We start from the raw sequence: 17,435 nt of genomic DNA on the forward strand, positions 1-17,435 counted from the left end.
TCTCCCGGCCGTACGGGCGCCGGCTCTTCGGACACGTGCGCGAGGATGGACGCGTGACTGCCGCCCCCGACGACACGCTGCCCGATGCCGACTACGTGCTGGTCGGCAGCCGCGTCGCGCTGGGGCTGGACGGCGGCTTCGCCGTCGCCGTCCCGACCCGGCTGCGGCTGCTGGCATCCGCAGGGGCGCGGGACCCGCTTCAGCTGAGCGTCGACGGGGCCTCACCGGAGGTGCACGCCGCCCAGCGGCAGGCGTTCGTCGACGCGGGTCTGCTCGAGCGCACCGCGTCGGCCCGCAACCTCTTCGACGACATCGTCGCGGATCCCTCCTGGCTCTTCGCGGCCGGTGAGCCCGCCGAAGACGGCGCTCGCGAGCCGGGCGTCGAGTATCGAGAGGTGACCTCACCCTCATGCGGGCCGATCGTGTCGCTGCCGGTGTTCCGGGACGACCCGACATGGCATCTCTCGGATGCCGCGATCATCGCGCACGCGCCGAGCGGCGAGCGCGTCCTCCGCGGGTTCCGCAGCCTGTACGCCGCGTGGCTGACCCACCTCGCCGAGGAGCGGCGCACGGCCGCCGGGGATCCCGAGCGGATGCTGGTCGTGATCTTCGAGTCGCGTCAGATCGGCGAGGCGATGACCGAGTGGGACGACCCGCGCGTCCGGCTCGTGCACACCGTCCACAACTCCCACCTGCCGGCCCCCCACGACGACCCCGACGCACCGGTGACCGGCATGTGGCAGCGCTGGCTCTCGACGGTCGACCGCTATGACGCCGTCCTGTTCCCGACGGCCGCGCAGCGCGACGAGGTCGCCGAGCGGTTCGGCGACCCGGGCACCTTCCACGTCGTCCCGAACACGATCGAGCTCGGCACGGAACCTCCCGCTGCGGCGTCCCGCGATCCGCGCCGGGTCGTGATGCTCAACCGCCTGGCACCGCAGAAGCGCGTCGACCTCGCGATCCGCGCCTGGGCGCGGGTGGCGGCGGCGCTGCCCGACGCCCGCCTCGACGTCTACGGCGACGGTCCGCTGCGGGAGGAGCTGCAGGGGCTGATCGAGGAGCTGAGTCTCGCGGCGTCGGTGACCCTCCACGGCGCGACGGCCGACCGCGACGCGATCTTCGACCGCGCCGCGCTCTTCGCCACCTCGACCGCGTTCGAAGGACAGGGCCTGTCGATCGCCGAGGCGCTCGCGCGCGGGCTGCCGGTGGTGTCGACCGACGTCCGGTACGGACCGAGGGAGGCGGTCGGCGACGCCGGGATCCTTGTGCCCCCCGCGGACGTCGACGCGTTGGCTGAGGCAGTGATCGCGCTCCTACAGGACGACGCACGCCGCGCCGAACTGTCGTCGCGGGCGCGTGCCGCGGCCGCTGCCTTCACCGCGGACGCGGTGCGGCCGGCGCTGGTCGCCGCGCTGCGTTCGGCGGTGGAGAGGCCGTCCCGTCGCACCAGAGGGTCATCCCACCCCGGCTGACGTGCGCTCTACGTGCGGCACGCCCGGCGCGCCGCCTGCATCCAGCCCACGTCGACGATGGCTCAGGGACTACTGGGCCCCCACGCGCTCCGCTGACGGCAGAGCCGCCGCGAGCGGAAACGGATGCCGGCGCTCACGCGGCCGCGCAGGCTGGGGTCATGGCAGACGAAGGCAAGATTCCCCAGTTCGGGGCCGAGGCGCGTCGCGAGCTGTTCCACCAGCGCGTGCTCGTGCTCGACGGTCCCCTCGACGACGACAACGGCACCCTGATCGCGACGCAGCTGCTTGCGCTCGCGGCCGAGGACGAGGCATCCGATATCGCCCTGTGGATCCATTCACCAGGAGGCTCGGTGCCTTCGATGCTCGCCATCCGCGACGTCATGAACCTGATCCCCAACGACGTCGCGACCCTCGCGCTCGGACTCGCGTGCAGCGCGGGGCAGTTCCTGCTGTCGGCAGGCGCCAAGGGCAAGCGGCGCGCGCTGCCCCATGCCCGCATCCTCATGCATCAGGGCTCCGCCGGCATCGGCGGGTCGGCCGTCGAGGTCGAGGTGCAGGCAGATGACCTGCGGCACATGCGCGACACCGTGCTCGGCCTGATCGCACAGGACACCGGGCAGAGCATCGACCGCATCTTCGACGACTCGTTGCACGACCGGTGGTACACGGCCGCCGAGGCGCAGGACTACGGGTTCATCGACGGGATCGTCGAGGACTTCGCCCAGGTCGTCCCGCGACGCCGTCGGCCCGCGGGCCTCGGCGTGGGAGCAGAGGCGACGGCGACGAGGGAGGTGGCGGCATGAGCTCGTACACGATCCCGAACGTGGTCGCCCAGCATCCGCGCGGCGATCGCATCATGGACGTCTACTCGCAGCTGCTCACCGAGCGCGTCGTCTACCTCGGCACCGGAATCGACGCCGGCGTCGCGAACGCCCTGATCGCGCAGCTGCTGCACCTCGACGCCGACAGTCCCGAGCGCGACATCCAGCTCTACATCAACTGCGAAGGCGGTGACCCTGCCGCCATGCTGGCGGTGTACGACACGATGCAGCACGTGCGGCCCGATGTCGCGACCACGGTCGTCGGGCAGGCCATCGGCGTCGGCGCCGTGATGCTGGCCGCGGGCGCGCCGGGGAAGCGCTCGGTGCTGCCGCACGCGCGCATCGTGCTGCACCAGCCGGCGGGGCAGGGGAGGGGCGCGATACCCGACCTCATCCTCCAGGCCGACGAGCTCGTGCGCGTGCGCGGCGAGGTCGAGGAGATCCTGGCCCGCCACACCGGACAGGATGCCGCCAGACTGCGGGTCGACACCGATCGCGACCGTGTCTTCACGGCGACGGATGCCGTCGCCTACGGTCTCGCCGACCACGTGCTCGAGCGGGTCGGCAGGTGAGCATGCGCCGTCACTGCAAGCCGGGCCAGACCTTTCCCTCCCACGGGTCGTAGTCGGCGATCAGGTCCTCCTGAGGTGGGCGCTCGGCCTCGGGTACGTGCTGAAGGTTCACCCGCACGCGGTACCAGAGCGAGCTCGAGCCGCGCATCCCGTCGATGAGCACATCGGCGGGATGCAGCTGCGCGGCGACAGTGGGGTACCGCTTGGTCCACTCATCGAGGGCGGCGATCGACTCCGACTTCGCCTTCGTGCGGGCGATCTCGATGAGCGGCATCGTGGACTGGCGCCGGCCCGAGCCGTCGCCGCCGCGCGGGGGCTTCTCGGCGGGACCTAGTTCGTCGGCGAGGCGCAGCAGTCCGTCGAGGGTCCCGACGGCGTCGTCGATGCCGGCGTGCGGGTCGCCGAGATCGGCGAACCGCTGCGGCACCGTGAGCACGGTGAACTCGTCGGGCCGGCGCTCTCGGACCTCGTCCCAGTCGAGTGGCGTCGACACCCGCGCGTCGGGCAGCGGACGGATCGAATACGCGGAGGCCACCGTGCGGTCCTTGGCGTTCTGGTTGAAGTCCACGAAGACGCTCTCGCCGCGCTCCTCCTTCCACCAGCGCGCGGTCGCCAGCCCGGGTGCGCGATTCTCGACCTCGCGCGCGAGCGTCTCGGCCGCGGTCCGCACCTGCTTGTAGTCCCACTGCGGCGCGATGCGCACCAGGATGTGCATGCCACGGGATCCGCTCGTCTTCGGCCAGCCGACGAGTCCCACGTCGTCGAGCACCTCGCGGGCGACGAACGCGACGTCGACGATCTGCGACCAGTCCACGCCCGGCATCGGGTCGAGGTCGATGCGCAGCTCGTCGGGGTGGTCGAGATCCTCGGCCCGGATGGGGTGCGGGTTGAGGTCGAGGCACCCGAGGTTGATCACCCACGCGAGGCCCGCGGCATCCCGGATCACGGCCTCTTCAGCGGAGGTGCCCCGCGCGTACTGGAGGGTCGCGGTGTCGATGAAGTCGGGGTGGTTGTCGGGGACGCGCTTCTGGAAGAACGGCTCGGCGTCGATCCCCTTGGGGAAGCGTTTGAGCACCATCGGCCGGCCGCCCGCGCCACGGAGCGCACCCTCGGCCACGGCCAGGTAGTACCGGACGATGTCGAGCTTGGTGATCCCCTGCGCGGGAAAGACGATCTTGGCCGGACTCGAGATGCGCACCTCGTGCCCCTCGATCTCGAGGGTCTCGGCTTCGGACTTCGCGGGCGTCACCCGGCCAGGCTAGCGACGCCCCGGGACATCGGCCAGGGGAGAGGGGGACGACTCAGGCGGCGAGGGCGTAGGTGGCGCGGCATCCGACCACCGCACGCTCGGCGGCGCGCGAGCGGAGATCGTCCACGACGCCCGCCGTCAGCTCGATCAGCGTCACCTCGAGAGCCCCGGCGACGGCCGCGATCATCTCGCTCGACGGCTCCTTGAGGCCGCGCTCGATCTCGGAGAGGTACTGGGGCGAGACTCCGGCGCGATCGGCGGTGTCGGCGAGGCGTTCGCCGCGCTCATTCCGGAGGCGGCGGAGGCGCTCGCCCAGCGCGTCGCGCCAGAGCGGCTCGGGCTCACGAGAGGGACGCGCCTTCGTCGGCAGCGGGATGATCTCGGCCATGCGCTCACGATAGAACGCGCGCGCGGAGCGCTCGACGGTGTTCCGCTCAGAGCAGAACGGGCGACCTCTCCACCGGTCCTGCGGGCGTCCGCGCGGTCGGTCGGCTCGCGGTGCGGGATGATGAGCTGTTTTCGTGAGCGCCGGACCCCCGCCACTGCGCGGTCTGCTCATCCTGAGAGCTTTCTGTTGACCTTTTGAGAATTCGCACATAGCGTGCCGCCCGTACCGCGATTTTTCTCGTGCATGCAGAAAGAAGGCTCCCCCGTGATCCGACGCTCTCTGGCGGTTGTCGGCGCGCTCGCGCTGGCGATCGCCACACCAACCGCAGCGATGGCTGCCACTCCAGACGACGATCCATCGTCGAGATTCGAGAAATCAGACACGAAGGGCGCGGTCGGAACGACCGTTCGCCCGATGAGCGTGGGCGCCGACGGGCGCGTCACCGTCATCGTCGAGATGGCAGGCGACCCGGTGGCCGTCGCCCAGGCGAAGAAGGGCAGCGACCTCTCCGCGGCCGAGCGCAAAGCGATCAAGAACACGCTCAAGTCCGCGCAGGACGCGGTGGTCGGATCCATCGAGAGCAAGGACGGCGACGTCGCGGCGACGATGCAGTCCGCCTACAACGGCATCCAGGCGACCCTCCCCGCCGATCAGGTCGACGCCGTGGCGGCCCTGCCCAACGTCGTCGCTGTTCACGCCGTGAAGACCTACACGCTCGACAACGCCGTGTCGGTGCCCTTCCTCGGCGTTCCGCAGGTGTGGCAGGACACGGGCTACACCGGCGAGAACATCAAGGTGGCGGTGATCGACACCGGCGTCGACTACACCCACGCCAACTTCGGCGGCGTCGGAACGCCCGAGGCATACGCCGCGGCCAACGCCGCCGAAGCGCAGCCCGCCGACCCGGCGCAGTTCGGTCCGAACGCGCCCCGCGTCAAGGGCGGCTACGACTTCGTCGGCGACTCGTACAACGCGGACCCGGCATCCGAGGACTACCAGCCGGTCCCGATGCCCGACGCCAACCCGCTCGACTGCAACGGGCACGGCAGTCACGTCGCCGGCACGGCTGCCGGCAGCGGCGTCACCGCCGACGGTGAGACCTACACCGGTCCGTACGACGCGTCGACGGCGTCGGCCGAGTGGACGATCGGCCCGGGCGTCGCGCCGCAGGCCGATGTCTACGCGCTCCGCGTCTTCGGCTGCGGCGGCTCGACCGACGTGGTCGTGCCCGCCATCGACTGGGCCGTCGAGAACGGCATGGACGTCATCAACATGTCGCTCGGCTCGCCGTTCGGCCGCGCTGACGACCCCGACGAGGTGGCGGTCTCGAACGCCATCGGCGCCGGCGTGATCGTCGTGAAGTCCGCGGGCAACGAGGGCCCGAGCCCGTACCTCGCCGGCAACGGTGACGGTGCCATCTCGGTATCGGCGGTCGACAGCACGGAGTCCTTCCCGGGTGCCGAGATCACCGTGAACGGAGTCGCGATCCCCGCGATCAACGCCAACGGCGCGGTCCTGACCGGCCTGCCGGGCATGACGGTGGTCCGTCTGACCGACGACCCCGCCACCGCGGATGAGAACGAGGCGCTGGGCTGCTCGGTCGAGGCGTATCAGCACGCCGGCGTGACCGCAGGCGGCAACCAGCTCGCGGTCTCGACGCGCGGTGTCTGCGCCCGTGTCGCGAAGGCGATCTTCGCCCAGCAGGCCGGAGCGGCGGCTGCCGTGATGATCAACACCACGAACGACTACCCGCCGTTCGAGGGCGAGATCACCTCCAACCCCGACACGGGCGAGGAGTACGTGGTGACCATTCCGTTCCTCGGCGTCCGGGCGTCCGACGGCCCGAAGCTCGTCGACGGCGCGCCGGCGACGGTGACGCCTGCGGACCTCGCGAACCCCGGCTTCCGCGGGTACGCGTCGTTCAGCTCGAGCGGTCCGCGCAGCGGTGACAGCGCCCTCGGCGTGGACGTCGCCGCTCCGGGCGTCTCGATCGTCTCGACGGGCGTCGGGACCGGCAGCGGATCCGCGACCATCTCGGGCACGTCGATGGCGGCTCCCCACGTGGCAGGCGTCGCGGCGCTCGCCGTCCAGGCGCACCCGACGTGGAAGGCCAGCGAGGTCGCTTCGGTGATCGTGTCGACGGCCGACCCCGAAGAGGTCGTGGGCCAGAACCTGGTGCGCGGCGGTGTGGGTCTGGTCGACCCCGCTCAGGTCGTGAACCAGCAGGTCACCGCGACCGGTGACGCGTTCAAGACCGAGAACGGTCGACTCCGCGAGGCCGCGCTGAGCTTCGGCTTCCAGGAGAGCTCGCGCACGTTCGACGGCAAGAAGACGGTCCTGCTGACGAACTACGGCACCGAGCCGGTGACGTACAACGTCGGCGTCGAGGCATCCGCGCAGTCGGAGGCCGCGACGGTCAACGTCAGTCCGAGCTCGGTCACCGTCCCGGCGGGTCGCACCGCCAAGGTGACCGTCACCTTGACCGCTCCCGCGACCGCTGTCGGCAGCTCGACCGCGGGCGGCTTCGCGTTCTACGAGTTCTCGGGCGACGTGCTGTTCTCGTCGTCGGCGGCGGACACGCTGCGGGTCCCGTACCTGCTCGTGCCTCGCGCGACGAGCGACGTCTCGGCCGCGGGTGACCTCAAGGTCACGAAGAGGGGCGAACCGGTCGACGGCCAGGTGCAGGTCACGCTCAAGAACCGGGCCGGCGCCATGGCCGCCGATGCCGACTTCTACACGTGGGGCCTGGAGGACAAGAAGGACGCGCCGAAGTCGTTCACCGACACCGGCTACGACCTGCGTGCCGCCGGCGTGCAGTCGTTCGACATCGGCGGCGACCAGCTGCTGGTGTTCGCGGTCAGCACGCACAACCGATGGTCGAACGCGGCAGCGAACGAGTTCGACGTCGTCATCGACACGAACCGGGACGGCGAGCCGGAGTGGATCGTGTTCTCGGCCGACGGCGGGCTCGTCACGGCCGGCGACGCGAACGGCATCTCGCAGGTGTTCGCCTACGAGGTGGCGACCGGCGAGACCCTCGCGACGGGATTCAACGCCTCGGCGCCGACCGACAGCAGCACCATCCTGCTGCCGGTGGTCGCGAGCGACCTCGGCCTCGCGGCCGGAGCGTTCGACTACACGGTGCAGAGCTTCTCGTCGGTCAACGACGGCTCGGACGCCATCGACGGCACCGCGACCTACGACCCGTGGGCCCCGGCTCTCACGAACGGGCAGTTCGTGTCGGTGCCCGTCGGCGGCACTGTCCCGGTGCCGGTCGACGTGAGCGCCGCGGCGTTCGCCGAGCAGAACCCGCTGGGCGTCATGGTCGTCGTGACCGACAACGCGGCAGGCAAGGACGAGGCGATCCTGGTTAAGGCCAAGTAGCCCGCGCAGCACGATCAGAAGTGGCGTCCCGTCGAAAGGCGGGGCGCCACTTCGTGCGTGCCGCCGGGACGGATGCCCGATGCCGGTGCCGCGGCATCCATCGGCGCAGCGCTGACCGTGAGGCGCCCTCAGCGGTGCGCCCAGGCGTCACCGCGTGCAGAGCTTGGGGCTGTCCGAGGTGCCGAAGCGGTAGTCGTAGGTCGTGCCGTCGACGGAGACGACGACGCGCATGCCGTCGACGAGCGCCTGCGTGTACGAGACGCCGGGCGACGGGCAGCCAAGGGCGCCGTTGTTCCAGGTGACCGCGTGCGCGGACTTGAGTTCCGGAGTCCCCGTCACGCCTCGTGCGGCGAGATCCGCGACGATCGCGTCCCAGCGGGCGGGCGGAACGATGGCGGGTTCACCGGTGGGGGCGATCGGGCCGCGCGGCGTCGTTGCGAAGGGTGGACGGGTGTGCGCCGAGGGCGTCGGCTCGGAGGACGTGGGCTCGGAGGGTGTCGGCTCGGTCATCGGTCCTCCTGCGCAGCCGGTGAGGCACAGCAGCACGGCGATGCCGAGAATCGCAGAACGCCGGGCCATGACATGTCACTCCTCGAATCGGCTTCAGCCTAGGCGTGGTCTGCGGGCGCGGATAGCGTCTCGACGCGATGCACGGCAGGCTCCCGGCTGCCGGGCGCACGAGGCGAAACGCCGAACGGCCGCCCGGAATCCGGGCGGCCGTTCGTGAGCGAGGTGTGTCAGCTGCTGCTGCGCGCGATCGCGATGATGCGGAGGATCTCGACGTAGAGCCACACGACGGTGACCATGATGCCGAAGCCACCGAGCCACCCGTACTGTCGGGGAGCGCCGTTGCGCACCCCCTGCTGGATGCTGTCGAAGTCCAGCACGAGCGAGTACGCCGCCATGATGACGACGAAGACGCCGATCAGGACGCCCCACGGGATGCCGAAGAGCGGGCTCTGATTGCTCAGCATGCCGAACGCTCCGCCCGCGATGGGCGCGTTGAACAGCATGAGTCCGATGTTCACGAGCGAGAACACGAGGTAGCCGACCATCGCGATGAGGAAGATCTTCGTCGCACGCTTCGACGCGCGGATCTTGCCGCTGGCGAACAGGGCGAGCGTGACGCCGACGACCGAGAGCGTCGCGAGGGTCGCCTGCAGCACGATGCCCTCGAACATCATCTCGAAGAAGGCCGAGATGCCGCCTACGAAGAGGCCCTCGAAGGCGGCGTAGCCGAAGATCAGCGCGGGGCGGATCTTCTTGCGCGACGTGAAGATGACGACCAGCGAGAGGACGAAGCCGCCGAGCGCGCCGATCGCCCACGGGGCGATCGAGGGGTTCGGGTTGGCCGGCGTGACGCCCGCCATGGTCCACACCCAGCCGGCGACGGCGCCGACGATGAGGACCGCGAACAGTCCGAGCGTCTTCCAGACGGTGTCCTCGACGGTCATGCGGCCCGTCTCGACGGAGCCGGCCGGCGGGGCGGCGTACATGCCCTCGAGGTGGGCCTGGGAGGCGGCATCCGTTCCTGCGCGCTGCGCCGTCGCGAACTGCGTCTGTGAGCCCAGGTTCGCCGCCTGCGAACCGCCGGGGTAGGTCTGCACGGCCTTCGGGTCCTGGAAGGCCGGGCTGTTGAACGCGGGGTTGTTGAGGGCCACTGCTCTCTCACACTCCAATGTCAAGGGAATCCCAGCACGATGCTGTTGATCAACACTATCCGACGGGTGCGCGGGCGGCACGGGTGAGCGCTGTGAGACGGCTTAGAACGGATGCCGCGAACGGGCCTGCTCGGCCGCTCTACGACCGTGAAGTTACGCTGAGACCGTGCCCCGTCGCAGACCGCTCGTCATCGGCCACCGGGGCGCGCCCGGGTACCGCCCCGAGCACTCCCGGTCGTCGTACGCCCTCGCATTCGCGATGGGCGTCGATGCGGTCGAGCCCGACGTCGTGGTCTCGCGCGACGGCGTGCTGGTCGTGCGTCACGAGAACGAGATCTCGGGCACGACGGACGTCGCCGACCGGCCGGAGTTCGCGGATCGCCGCACCACCAAGACGGTGGACGGCGTGGAGCACACCGGATGGTTCACCGAGGACTTCACGTGGGACGAGCTCGCGACGCTCCGGTGCCGTGAGCGGATCCCGCAGCTGCGGCCCTCGAGCGCGAGCTTCGACGACGAGCAGCCGGTGCTGCGGCTGCGCGACGTGCTCGACGCCGTGCGCGACGCCTCGCTCGAGCAGGGCCGTGAGATCGGCGTCGTCCTCGAGATCAAGCACGCGACCTACTTCGCGACGTGCCTCGGCGCCGCAGGCGGGTGGGACATCGCAGCGCTCGTCGACGCCGAGCTGCGCGAGGCCGGATGGGCCGCAGGCGAGCTGCCCCTCACCATCGAGGCGTTCGAGTCGACGGTGCTGTACGCACTGAGGGAGCGCGGCATCCGCGCGGCGTACGTGTATCTGCTGGAGGCGTCCGGCCGGCCGTTCGACCTGTTCGCCGCGCACGGCAAGGCCGCGCTGACGTACCGGCAGACCGCCGCGCCGGCGGGCCTGGACTCCCTCGTCGGGCGGGTCGACGGGATCAGCGTCGACAAGCGGGCGATCCTCGCCCCCGACAAGCTCGGGCGCACCAGCGGGCCGTCACCCGTCGTGGCCGATGCGCATGCCCGCGGCCTGCGCGTCTTCACGTGGACGTGCCGGCCCGAGAACCGCTTCCTGATCGGCCAGTTCCGCACCCGCGGCGGTCCGTCGGCGTTCGGCGACTGGGAGGCCGAGTGGGGCATGATCCGCGACAGCGGGGTCGATGGCGTGTTCGTCGACCACCCCGATCTCGCCGTCGCGTTCTTCCGCTCTTGAGGCGCCCCCCGTTGAGGTGACGCGAACCGGGGCTTCGTCCGCGGCGGTGCCGCCCGTTGCGACCCCTGAGCGCATGGGTCGACGAGGGCGACGCACCCGGTGGATAGAGTGAGCGCGTGACCACCCAGAGCCCGCTGCCACAGGGCCCCGCCGCAGCAGGCATCGCGGCCGAGCCCGGCATCATCGTCCAGGGCGTGCGGCGCTCGTTCGGTCAGGTGCAGGCCGTGCGCAACGTGACGCTGCGCGCGCACGCCGGCAGGGTCACGGGACTCGTCGGCCCGAACGGCTCGGGCAAGACCACGCTGCTGCTCATGCTCGCGTCGCTGCTCGCTCCCGACGCAGGCTCCATCCGCATCGACGGCATCGATCCGGTCACCGATCCCCAGGCGGCGCGTGCCGTGCTCGGCTGGATGCCCGACGCGCTCGGAGCCTGGAACTCGCTCACCTCGCGTGAGACGCTCGCCGTGACGGCACGGCTGTACGGGATGCCGACGGCCGCGGCATCCGCCCGCGCCGACGCCCTCCTTCACGAGGTCGGCCTCGTCGAACTCGCGGACGCCCCGGCCCGCGTCCTCTCACGCGGGCAGAAGCAGCGCCTGGGACTCGCGCGCGCCCTCGTCCACGACCCGCGCGTGCTGCTGCTCGATGAGCCGGCGTCGGGACTCGACCCCCAGGCGCGCATCGAGCTGCGGCTGCTGCTGCGGCGGTTCGCGGCAGAGGGACGCACGGTGCTCGTGTCGAGCCACATCCTCTCGGAGCTCGAAGAGGTCGTCGACGACGCCGTTTTCCTGATGTCGGGAGTGACCGTCGATCCGGCGAGGGTCGAGGCGGCGTCGCGCCGCGCCCGCCCGTGGCGGGTGAGGCTGGCCGGAGCCGAGCCGTCCGCCGAGACCCTCGACCGCGTTGCCGGTGCGCTGCGCGTTCCGGTGGAGAGCCTCGGCGTCGATCGCCGGGACGTCGTGATGTCCTTCGAATCGGAGGATGCCGCGGCCGCGGCCCTGCGCGACCTGATCTTGGCCGGGCTCGACGTGATCGAGTTCGCCGCCGCGCAGGGCGCGCTCGAGCGCACCTTCCTCGACCTGGGTGAGGGGCGGCCTCCTCAGGCGCCGACGCCTTCGGCCGGCGCGCCGCAGCCGCCTCCCGCATCCGCGCCTCCGGCGCCTCCGCGTCCGGCGACCGCACCACCCGCCGGCGACGCGGGCGAGAGCGAGGCGACCTCGTGAACGGTCAGCGACTGGGCACCATCGTCGGCCTCGAGCTGACGCAGCGCACGCGGAGCGTGGCGTGGTACGTGCTTCTCGGCGTCTTCGCGCTGCTGCTGGTCATCGTCACGGCGCTCTCGTTCCTGGCGTGGGGGGCCGCGTACCGGCCCGGCGGCGCGATCTACTCGACGATCGTCTACATCACGCTGCTGCTCGTGGTGCTCGTCTCTCCGACGCTGAGCGGCAATGCGATCAACGGCGATCGGGATGCCGCGACGCTCGCGCCGGTGCAGATCACCCTGGCGACGACGGCCGAGATCCTCATCGGGAAGTTCCTCGCCGCGTGGGTCACCGGCCTCGCCTTCGTGGCGGTCTCGATCCCGTTCCTGGCGGTGGCCACGCTGTCCGGCGGGGGAGCGCCGGCGACCATCGCGGTGTCGCTGCTCGTGCTCACGTTCGAGGTGGGAATCATCGCGGCGATCGGAGTGGCGCTCAGCGGCATCCTGTCGCGCCCGCTGTTCTCGGTGGCGAGCACGTACCTCGTCGTCGCGGCGCTCGTGATCGGCACGCTCATCGCGTTCGCCCTCGTGGGCTTCTCGATCCGGTCGGAGACGATCAGCAGCTACCGGTCGTTCGAGTACGGCGAGTACTCCGGCGATACGTTCCCGTGCATGCCGGGGGAGGAGTCGAGCGACGACTACCCCTGCGACGAGGATGCCGAGGTGCGCTGCGGCGAGTGGCAGACCTCGACGTACGAGGTGCCCCGGTTCGACCGTGTGTGGTGGCTGCTGGCCGCGAACCCCTTCGTGATCCTCGCCGATGCCACACCGACGCAGTTCGACGACTACGGCAATCCGAACGACCTCTTCGGCCAGATCAAGTTCGGCGTGCGGGCGGCCCAGCAGCCGCCCGACCTCGATCAGCGCTGGGACGACTGCGCCCCGGAGCTGCAGAGCGACCAGCCGACGCCCGAGGAGGTCATCGACCGGTCGGCGCCGATCTGGTTCGTCGGCATGGCTCTGCAGCTGCTGCTCGCGGCAGGGCTGATGTGGTGGGCCTGGGCGCGCACCCGCACCCCGGCCGGTCGCCTGCCGTCGGGCACCCGCATCGCCTGACCTCGAGGCGACGCCGGCGCTCGTCAGGCGTAGAAGCCGTCGCGCAGGTTGATCCCGTGCTCGACCCACACCTTCAGCGCGGCGAGCATGCCCGTCCAGCCCGCGCAGTTGCCGAATGCGTTCTTCGCGCCGTCGGGGCTGACCTCCCACGCCGACTCGGTGATCGTCACGAGGGTGCGTGCGCCGTCGTCGACCGGCTCGAACTCGAAGGTGGTCGTGGTCTCCGACTCGACCCCGGCGCGCGCCTCCCAGCGGATGACCAGCTTGCGCGGCGGGTCGGATTCCACGACCGTGACCGGGAACCGGCCGGGGAAGTCCGCGAAGTCCCAGGTGACCTCGGCGCCCTGCTCGAGCCGGCCGCGCGCGCCGCCCGTGGTGAAGTAGCGCGACAGCTGCTCGGGATCGGCGACGGCCTCGTAGACCTCGGCCGGCGGCCGTGAGACGCGCCCCGACACGGTGAACGAGAGCGCGGTCAGTTCATCAGACATGTTGTAGTTTTATAACATGACGGATGCCGAGCACAAGGGGTCCGGTGACGACGACCTGGTGTTCAAGGCGCTGGCCGCGCCGCTGCGCCGGCGCATGCTCGACGCGTTGAAGGACGAGCCGCTCACGACCGGTGCGCTCTGTGCACGTTTTCCCGAGGTGGATCGGACGACGGTGCTGCAGCACCTCCGCGTGCTCGAGCGGGCCGAGCTCGTCACGGGCCGCAGGATCGGCCGCGAGCGTCACCTCGCGCTGGCGCCGGTGCCGATCAAGCGCATCCACGATCGCTGGATCGGGGAGTACGCGCGCGCGGCCGTCGACCTGCTCGACCGGCTGAACGACTGACCGCGTCTATCCGAGGCGCTCCTGGATCACGCGGGCCGTGGCCACGGGATCGGGACGATGCATCACCGACTCGGGAACGACCACGAGCTCTGCGCCGTCCATGGCGTCGATGAGGCGATCGGCCGCGGTGAGCAGGATCGGGAAGGTCTGCTCGCCGCGCAGCACCGTCACCGGCGCCCTGACGCCGAGCATCTCGTCGGTCGGGATCGAGGCTTCGCGGACGAGGTTGGTGTCGTAGACCGTGGATTGAGCGAGCGGAAGCAGGGCGGCGAACTGGTCGCTCGCGCGGATGCCCTCGACCATCTCGCGCGGGAGTCCGACGCCCTCGAGCTGGAAGGTGACGATCGCGTCGTCGAAGCGGCCCGCGTCGACGTCCTGCTGCAGGCGGTCGGCGAGGTCGTCGGCGGGCTCGTCGACGCCGAACCGCAACGGCGGCTCGGACAGGAACAGCGCGCGGACCGGCACGCCGCGGGATGCCGCGACCAGGGCCAGCACCGCGCCGGACGAGTGCCCGAGCACGGCCGCATCGCCGCCGGCCGCGCCGATCACGGCTGCGAGATCCTCGACCTCGCGGTCGGGCGTCGAGCCCCGCGCGTCACCGCTCGAGCCGCGGGCGCGGCGGTCCCACGTGACCGCCCGGAAGCCGGCATCCGCCAGCGCCTCCGCCAGCCCCGCGGCATCGGCGGCCGTCGACATGGCGCCATTGACGATGACCACGGTGGGGCCGTCGCCGGTCTCTTCGTACGCGATGGGTGTGCCGTCGGCAGAGGTCGCGGTGCGCATGGCGTCAGCCAACCACGGGCCGCCGACATGCGCCAGGGATGCGGCATCCGACCTCCGCGGCAACGGGATGTTCGCTGTCGTCGAACAAAGGTTGCCGACCACATATATCGCGCTATCGTCATTCGTGTTGCCGACCACATGAATGAAGGAGACGGTCATGAAAGCTCAGGTCATCACTCGGTTCGGAGATCCGGAGGTCTTCGAGTACGGCGAGGTGGACTCGCCCGCTGCGGGCCCGGGACAGGTTCTCGTGCGAGTCGCGGTGGCCGCCGTGAACCCGCTCGACGCGAAGATCCGCGCCGGCGCCCTGGCGTCGATGTTCCCCATCGACTTCCCCGCGGTGCTCGGCAACGAGATCGCCGGCGTGGTCGAGGCGGTCGGCGACGGCGTGTCGGATCTATCGGTGGGGGAGCGCGTCGCGGGATTCGCGCCCTCCGGCGGCTATGCCGAGCTCGTCGTGACGACGCCCGATCGGCTCGTCCGCGTGCCCGACGCGCTGCCGCTCACGCAGGCGGCGACCCTACCCACCGCCGCCGAGACGGCGCAGCGGGCGCTGGCACTCCTGGACGTGCGGTCCGGTGAGACTGTCGTGGTGAACGCAGCGGCCGGGTCCGTCGGAAGCGCTGCGGTGCAGCTGCTCGTCGCGGCGGGCGCGCGGGTCATCGGCACGGCCTCCGGGACCAACCACGGCTACCTGCGGTCGCTGGGCGCGACCCCGGTGCGCTATGGCGAGCACCTGCTCGCCGACCTCGATCAGGTCGCCCCCGACGGGGTGGATGCCGCCTTCGACGCCGGCGGTCGCGGGTTCGCGGAGCAGATGCTTCCGCTGGTCGACCCGTCGCGGATCGTGACGATCGTCGACTTCGCGGCCGCAGCCCAGGGCGTGCGGATCGCTGCGGGCGACCCGTTCGAAGTGAACGCACGCTCGCTCCCGGCGGTGCTCGACCTCGCCGCGGCGGGGCGGTTCGCCACCGAGATCGCCGCGGTGCTGCCCTTCGACGGCATCGCCGAGGCGCACCGTCGCAGCGAACGCGGCCATCTGCGCGGCAAGCTGCTCGTGAGGGTCGCCGACATCCCGGGAGCCCACGCATGAGCGTCCTGTGGGAGCCCACCACGGTGGGCCGGATGCAGCTGCCGCACCGCCTCGCGCTTGCCCCCATGACGCGCAGTCGCGCCCTTCCCGACGGTACGCCGGGCCCCCTTGCCGCCGAGTACTACGCCCAGCGCGCCGCTCTGGGCCTGCTCATCACCGAGGGGGTCCAGCCGTCCGACGACGGCCAGGGCTACCTGAACACGCCGGGCATCTACCGGCCCGCCCACGTAGAGGGGTGGCGCACGATCGCCGACGCGGTGCATGACCGCAGGGGCCATCTTGTGCTGCAGCTCATGCACGTCGGACGGATGTCGCACCCCGACAACACGCCCCACCATCGGCAGTCGCTGGCACCGTCGGCGGTCTCGGCCGGCGTCGAGATGTTCACGCCCAGCGGGCGCCGGCCGGCTCCTCGGCCCCGCGCGATGACGAGCGACGACATCCGCCGTACGGTGGCGGAGTTCCGTCACGCCGCGGCCAAGGCGGTCGAAGCCGGCGCCGACGGTGTCGAGATCCACGCGGCCAACGGGTACCTGCTGCACCAGTTCCTCTCGCCCAACGCCAACCTGCGCACCGACGGCTACGGCGGATCGATCCCCGCGCGCTCGCGCTTCGCGATCGAGGTCGCCGTCGCCGTCGCCGACGAGATCGGCGCCGACAGGGTCGGCATCCGGATCTCGCCCGGTCTGCTGATCGGCGGCATCGACGAGGGACCGGATGCCGCGGACCAGTATCGGCACCTCGTCGGTGAGCTGGCCCCGCTCGGCCTCGCCTATCTTCATGTCGTGCAGTCGTCGGACGAGGCGCTCCTCCGTGACCTGCGTGGGCTGTGGCCGGGTGCGCTCCTGGTCCTGCGCGCGGGCCGATCCCTCGAGTCGGTCGCGGACGACATCGAGGCCGGGGTGGCAGATGTCGTGCCGGTCGCGCGGTGGGCGCTGGCTAACCCGGATCTCGTCGATCGGATCCGCGCGGGTGCGCCGCTGAACGACGCCGACCCCGCGACGTTCTACGGTGGAGGTGCCGCCGGCTACACCGACTACCCGGCGCTCGCGAGCATCTCGACCTGACGAGGAACCATGGCCGCCCAGCCCACGACGCCCGACCCCGATGAGCACCGGTCCGTGCTCGCCGACGTCGCGCCCGTGAGCTGGGCGGTCATGCAGCTCGCGCATACGCAGCGTGCCCTGGCCGCACAGCGGCTCGCCACTCTCGGGCTCTTCCCCGGCCAGGAGCTCGTGCTGGCGCACCTCTGGACCGTCGACGGGCGTTCGCAGAAAGAGCTGCGCTGCCTGCTGGGCCTCGACCATTCCACGATCGCCAAGTCGGTGCAGCGCCTGGAGAAGGCCGGCCTCGTCCGCCGCGAGCGCTCGGCCGCCGACGGCCGCGTGACCCTCGTCCGGCTGACGGACGCCGGCCGCGCCCTTGAAGAGCCGGTGCGCCGGATCTGGGAGGAGCTCGAGACCCGCTGGGCGCACCTCGCGCCGGAGGACGCCGACCGGCTCACGTCCCTCGCGCGCTCCCTCCCCACCCCTACCGCCGACTGACGTCACGCGATCTCGGCGCCGACAGCGCGAGGATGTCGTCGAGCAGCCCCGACCCGGCCGATTCGCTCAGGGCGCAACGCCCGCGATACCGGGCGGCCGCGCTGATTGCAAGGCCTTCGCGAGCCCAA

The 17,435-nt window shown here is 71.2% G+C and carries 17 protein-coding genes; 11 read left to right on the top strand and 6 right to left on the bottom strand.

Annotation, left to right across the window (positions count from 1 at the left end; translation table 11 throughout):
* Positions 1-53: 53 nt before the first annotated feature.
* The 3 genes from Q9R08_RS10675 to Q9R08_RS10685 all read left to right on the top strand — a co-directional run bounded on the left by Q9R08_RS10675 (position 54) and on the right by Q9R08_RS10685 (position 2,865).
* Complete coding sequence (locus tag Q9R08_RS10675) at positions 54-1,472, top strand: glycosyltransferase (RefSeq protein WP_308867985.1); 1,419 nt, start codon at positions 54-56, stop codon at positions 1,470-1,472.
* Between the two features lie 158 nt (positions 1,473-1,630).
* Positions 1,631-2,275: a ClpP family protease gene (locus tag Q9R08_RS10680; RefSeq protein WP_308867986.1), complete on the top strand. Its 645-nt coding sequence runs from the start codon at positions 1,631-1,633 to the stop codon at positions 2,273-2,275.
* Positions 2,272-2,865 carry a ClpP family protease gene (locus Q9R08_RS10685; protein WP_308867987.1) on the top strand — a complete coding sequence of 198 codons (594 nt, stop codon included), beginning with the start codon at positions 2,272-2,274 and terminating at the stop codon, positions 2,863-2,865. The genes Q9R08_RS10680 and Q9R08_RS10685 overlap by 4 nt, the downstream gene beginning before the upstream one ends.
* Before the next feature lie 10 nt (positions 2,866-2,875).
* Here the strand turns inward: Q9R08_RS10685 and ligD are convergent, their stop codons facing one another.
* Together ligD and Q9R08_RS10695 are read right to left on the bottom strand one after the other, a co-directional pair.
* Entirely contained in the window at positions 2,876-4,114 is a 1,239-nt protein-coding gene (gene ligD / locus Q9R08_RS10690) for a non-homologous end-joining DNA ligase (protein WP_308867988.1), read from the bottom strand.
* 52 nt (positions 4,115-4,166) lie between these two features.
* On the bottom strand, positions 4,167-4,502 hold the full coding sequence (locus Q9R08_RS10695; RefSeq protein WP_308867989.1) for a helix-turn-helix domain-containing protein: 336 nt from the start codon (positions 4,500-4,502) through the stop codon (positions 4,167-4,169).
* A gap of 414 nt (positions 4,503-4,916) precedes the next feature.
* On the opposite strand from Q9R08_RS10695, the gene Q9R08_RS10700 reads away from it, so the two are divergent.
* Entirely contained in the window at positions 4,917-7,886 is a 2,970-nt protein-coding gene (locus Q9R08_RS10700) for a S8 family peptidase (RefSeq protein WP_308867990.1), read from the top strand.
* 147 nt (positions 7,887-8,033) lie between these two features.
* Here Q9R08_RS10700 and Q9R08_RS10705 read toward each other — a convergent pair whose 3' ends face one another.
* Together Q9R08_RS10705 and Q9R08_RS10710 are read right to left on the bottom strand one after the other, a co-directional pair.
* On the bottom strand, positions 8,034-8,465 hold the full coding sequence (locus Q9R08_RS10705) for a hypothetical protein (RefSeq protein WP_308867991.1): 432 nt from the start codon (positions 8,463-8,465) through the stop codon (positions 8,034-8,036).
* 158 nt (positions 8,466-8,623) lie between these two features.
* Positions 8,624-9,547: a Bax inhibitor-1/YccA family protein gene (locus tag Q9R08_RS10710; protein WP_308867992.1), complete on the bottom strand. Its 924-nt coding sequence runs from the start codon at positions 9,545-9,547 to the stop codon at positions 8,624-8,626.
* Between the two features lie 166 nt (positions 9,548-9,713).
* On the opposite strand from Q9R08_RS10710, the gene Q9R08_RS10715 reads away from it, so the two are divergent.
* From Q9R08_RS10715 to Q9R08_RS10725, 3 genes are all read left to right on the top strand, one after another.
* Complete coding sequence (locus tag Q9R08_RS10715) at positions 9,714-10,739, top strand: glycerophosphodiester phosphodiesterase family protein (protein ID WP_308867993.1); 1,026 nt, start codon at positions 9,714-9,716, stop codon at positions 10,737-10,739.
* A gap of 116 nt (positions 10,740-10,855) precedes the next feature.
* The gene (locus Q9R08_RS10720) at positions 10,856-11,962 is read left to right on the top strand and encodes an ABC transporter ATP-binding protein (RefSeq protein ID WP_308867994.1); all 1,107 of its coding nucleotides are present in this window, start codon (positions 10,856-10,858) and stop codon (positions 11,960-11,962) included.
* A complete protein-coding gene (locus Q9R08_RS10725; RefSeq protein WP_308867995.1) occupies positions 11,959-13,056 on the top strand; it encodes an ABC transporter permease in 1,098 nt (365 codons plus the stop codon). Before Q9R08_RS10720 ends, Q9R08_RS10725 begins: the two co-directional genes overlap by 4 nt.
* 23 nt (positions 13,057-13,079) lie before the next feature.
* Here Q9R08_RS10725 and Q9R08_RS10730 read toward each other — a convergent pair whose 3' ends face one another.
* Positions 13,080-13,544: an SRPBCC domain-containing protein gene (locus Q9R08_RS10730; protein WP_308867996.1), complete on the bottom strand. Its 465-nt coding sequence runs from the start codon at positions 13,542-13,544 to the stop codon at positions 13,080-13,082.
* A 16-nt stretch (positions 13,545-13,560) separates the two neighbouring features.
* Between Q9R08_RS10730 and Q9R08_RS10735 the strand changes: the two genes are divergently transcribed.
* Entirely contained in the window at positions 13,561-13,887 is a 327-nt protein-coding gene (locus Q9R08_RS10735; RefSeq protein ID WP_308867997.1) for an ArsR/SmtB family transcription factor, read from the top strand.
* 6 nt (positions 13,888-13,893) lie between these two features.
* Here Q9R08_RS10735 and Q9R08_RS10740 read toward each other — a convergent pair whose 3' ends face one another.
* Positions 13,894-14,670 (bottom strand): alpha/beta fold hydrolase, encoded by a 777-nt coding sequence (locus Q9R08_RS10740; protein WP_308867998.1) that lies wholly within the window; start codon positions 14,668-14,670, stop codon positions 13,894-13,896.
* A gap of 157 nt (positions 14,671-14,827) precedes the next feature.
* Between Q9R08_RS10740 and Q9R08_RS10745 the strand changes: the two genes are divergently transcribed.
* From Q9R08_RS10745 to Q9R08_RS10755, 3 genes are read left to right on the top strand one after another with little or no spacing between them, the layout of a single operon-like run.
* Positions 14,828-15,763 (top strand): NADP-dependent oxidoreductase, encoded by a 936-nt coding sequence (locus tag Q9R08_RS10745; protein WP_308867999.1) that lies wholly within the window; start codon positions 14,828-14,830, stop codon positions 15,761-15,763.
* A complete protein-coding gene (locus tag Q9R08_RS10750; protein ID WP_308868000.1) occupies positions 15,760-16,830 on the top strand; it encodes an alkene reductase in 1,071 nt (356 codons plus the stop codon). The genes Q9R08_RS10745 and Q9R08_RS10750 overlap by 4 nt, the downstream gene beginning before the upstream one ends.
* Positions 16,831-16,839: 9 nt before the next feature.
* A complete protein-coding gene (locus Q9R08_RS10755) occupies positions 16,840-17,307 on the top strand; it encodes a MarR family winged helix-turn-helix transcriptional regulator (RefSeq protein WP_308868001.1) in 468 nt (155 codons plus the stop codon).
* Positions 17,308-17,435: the final 128 nt, after the last annotated feature.

Source organism: Microbacterium psychrotolerans (assembly GCF_031085295.1).
Taxonomy (GTDB): domain Bacteria; phylum Actinomycetota; class Actinomycetes; order Actinomycetales; family Microbacteriaceae; genus Microbacterium; species Microbacterium psychrotolerans.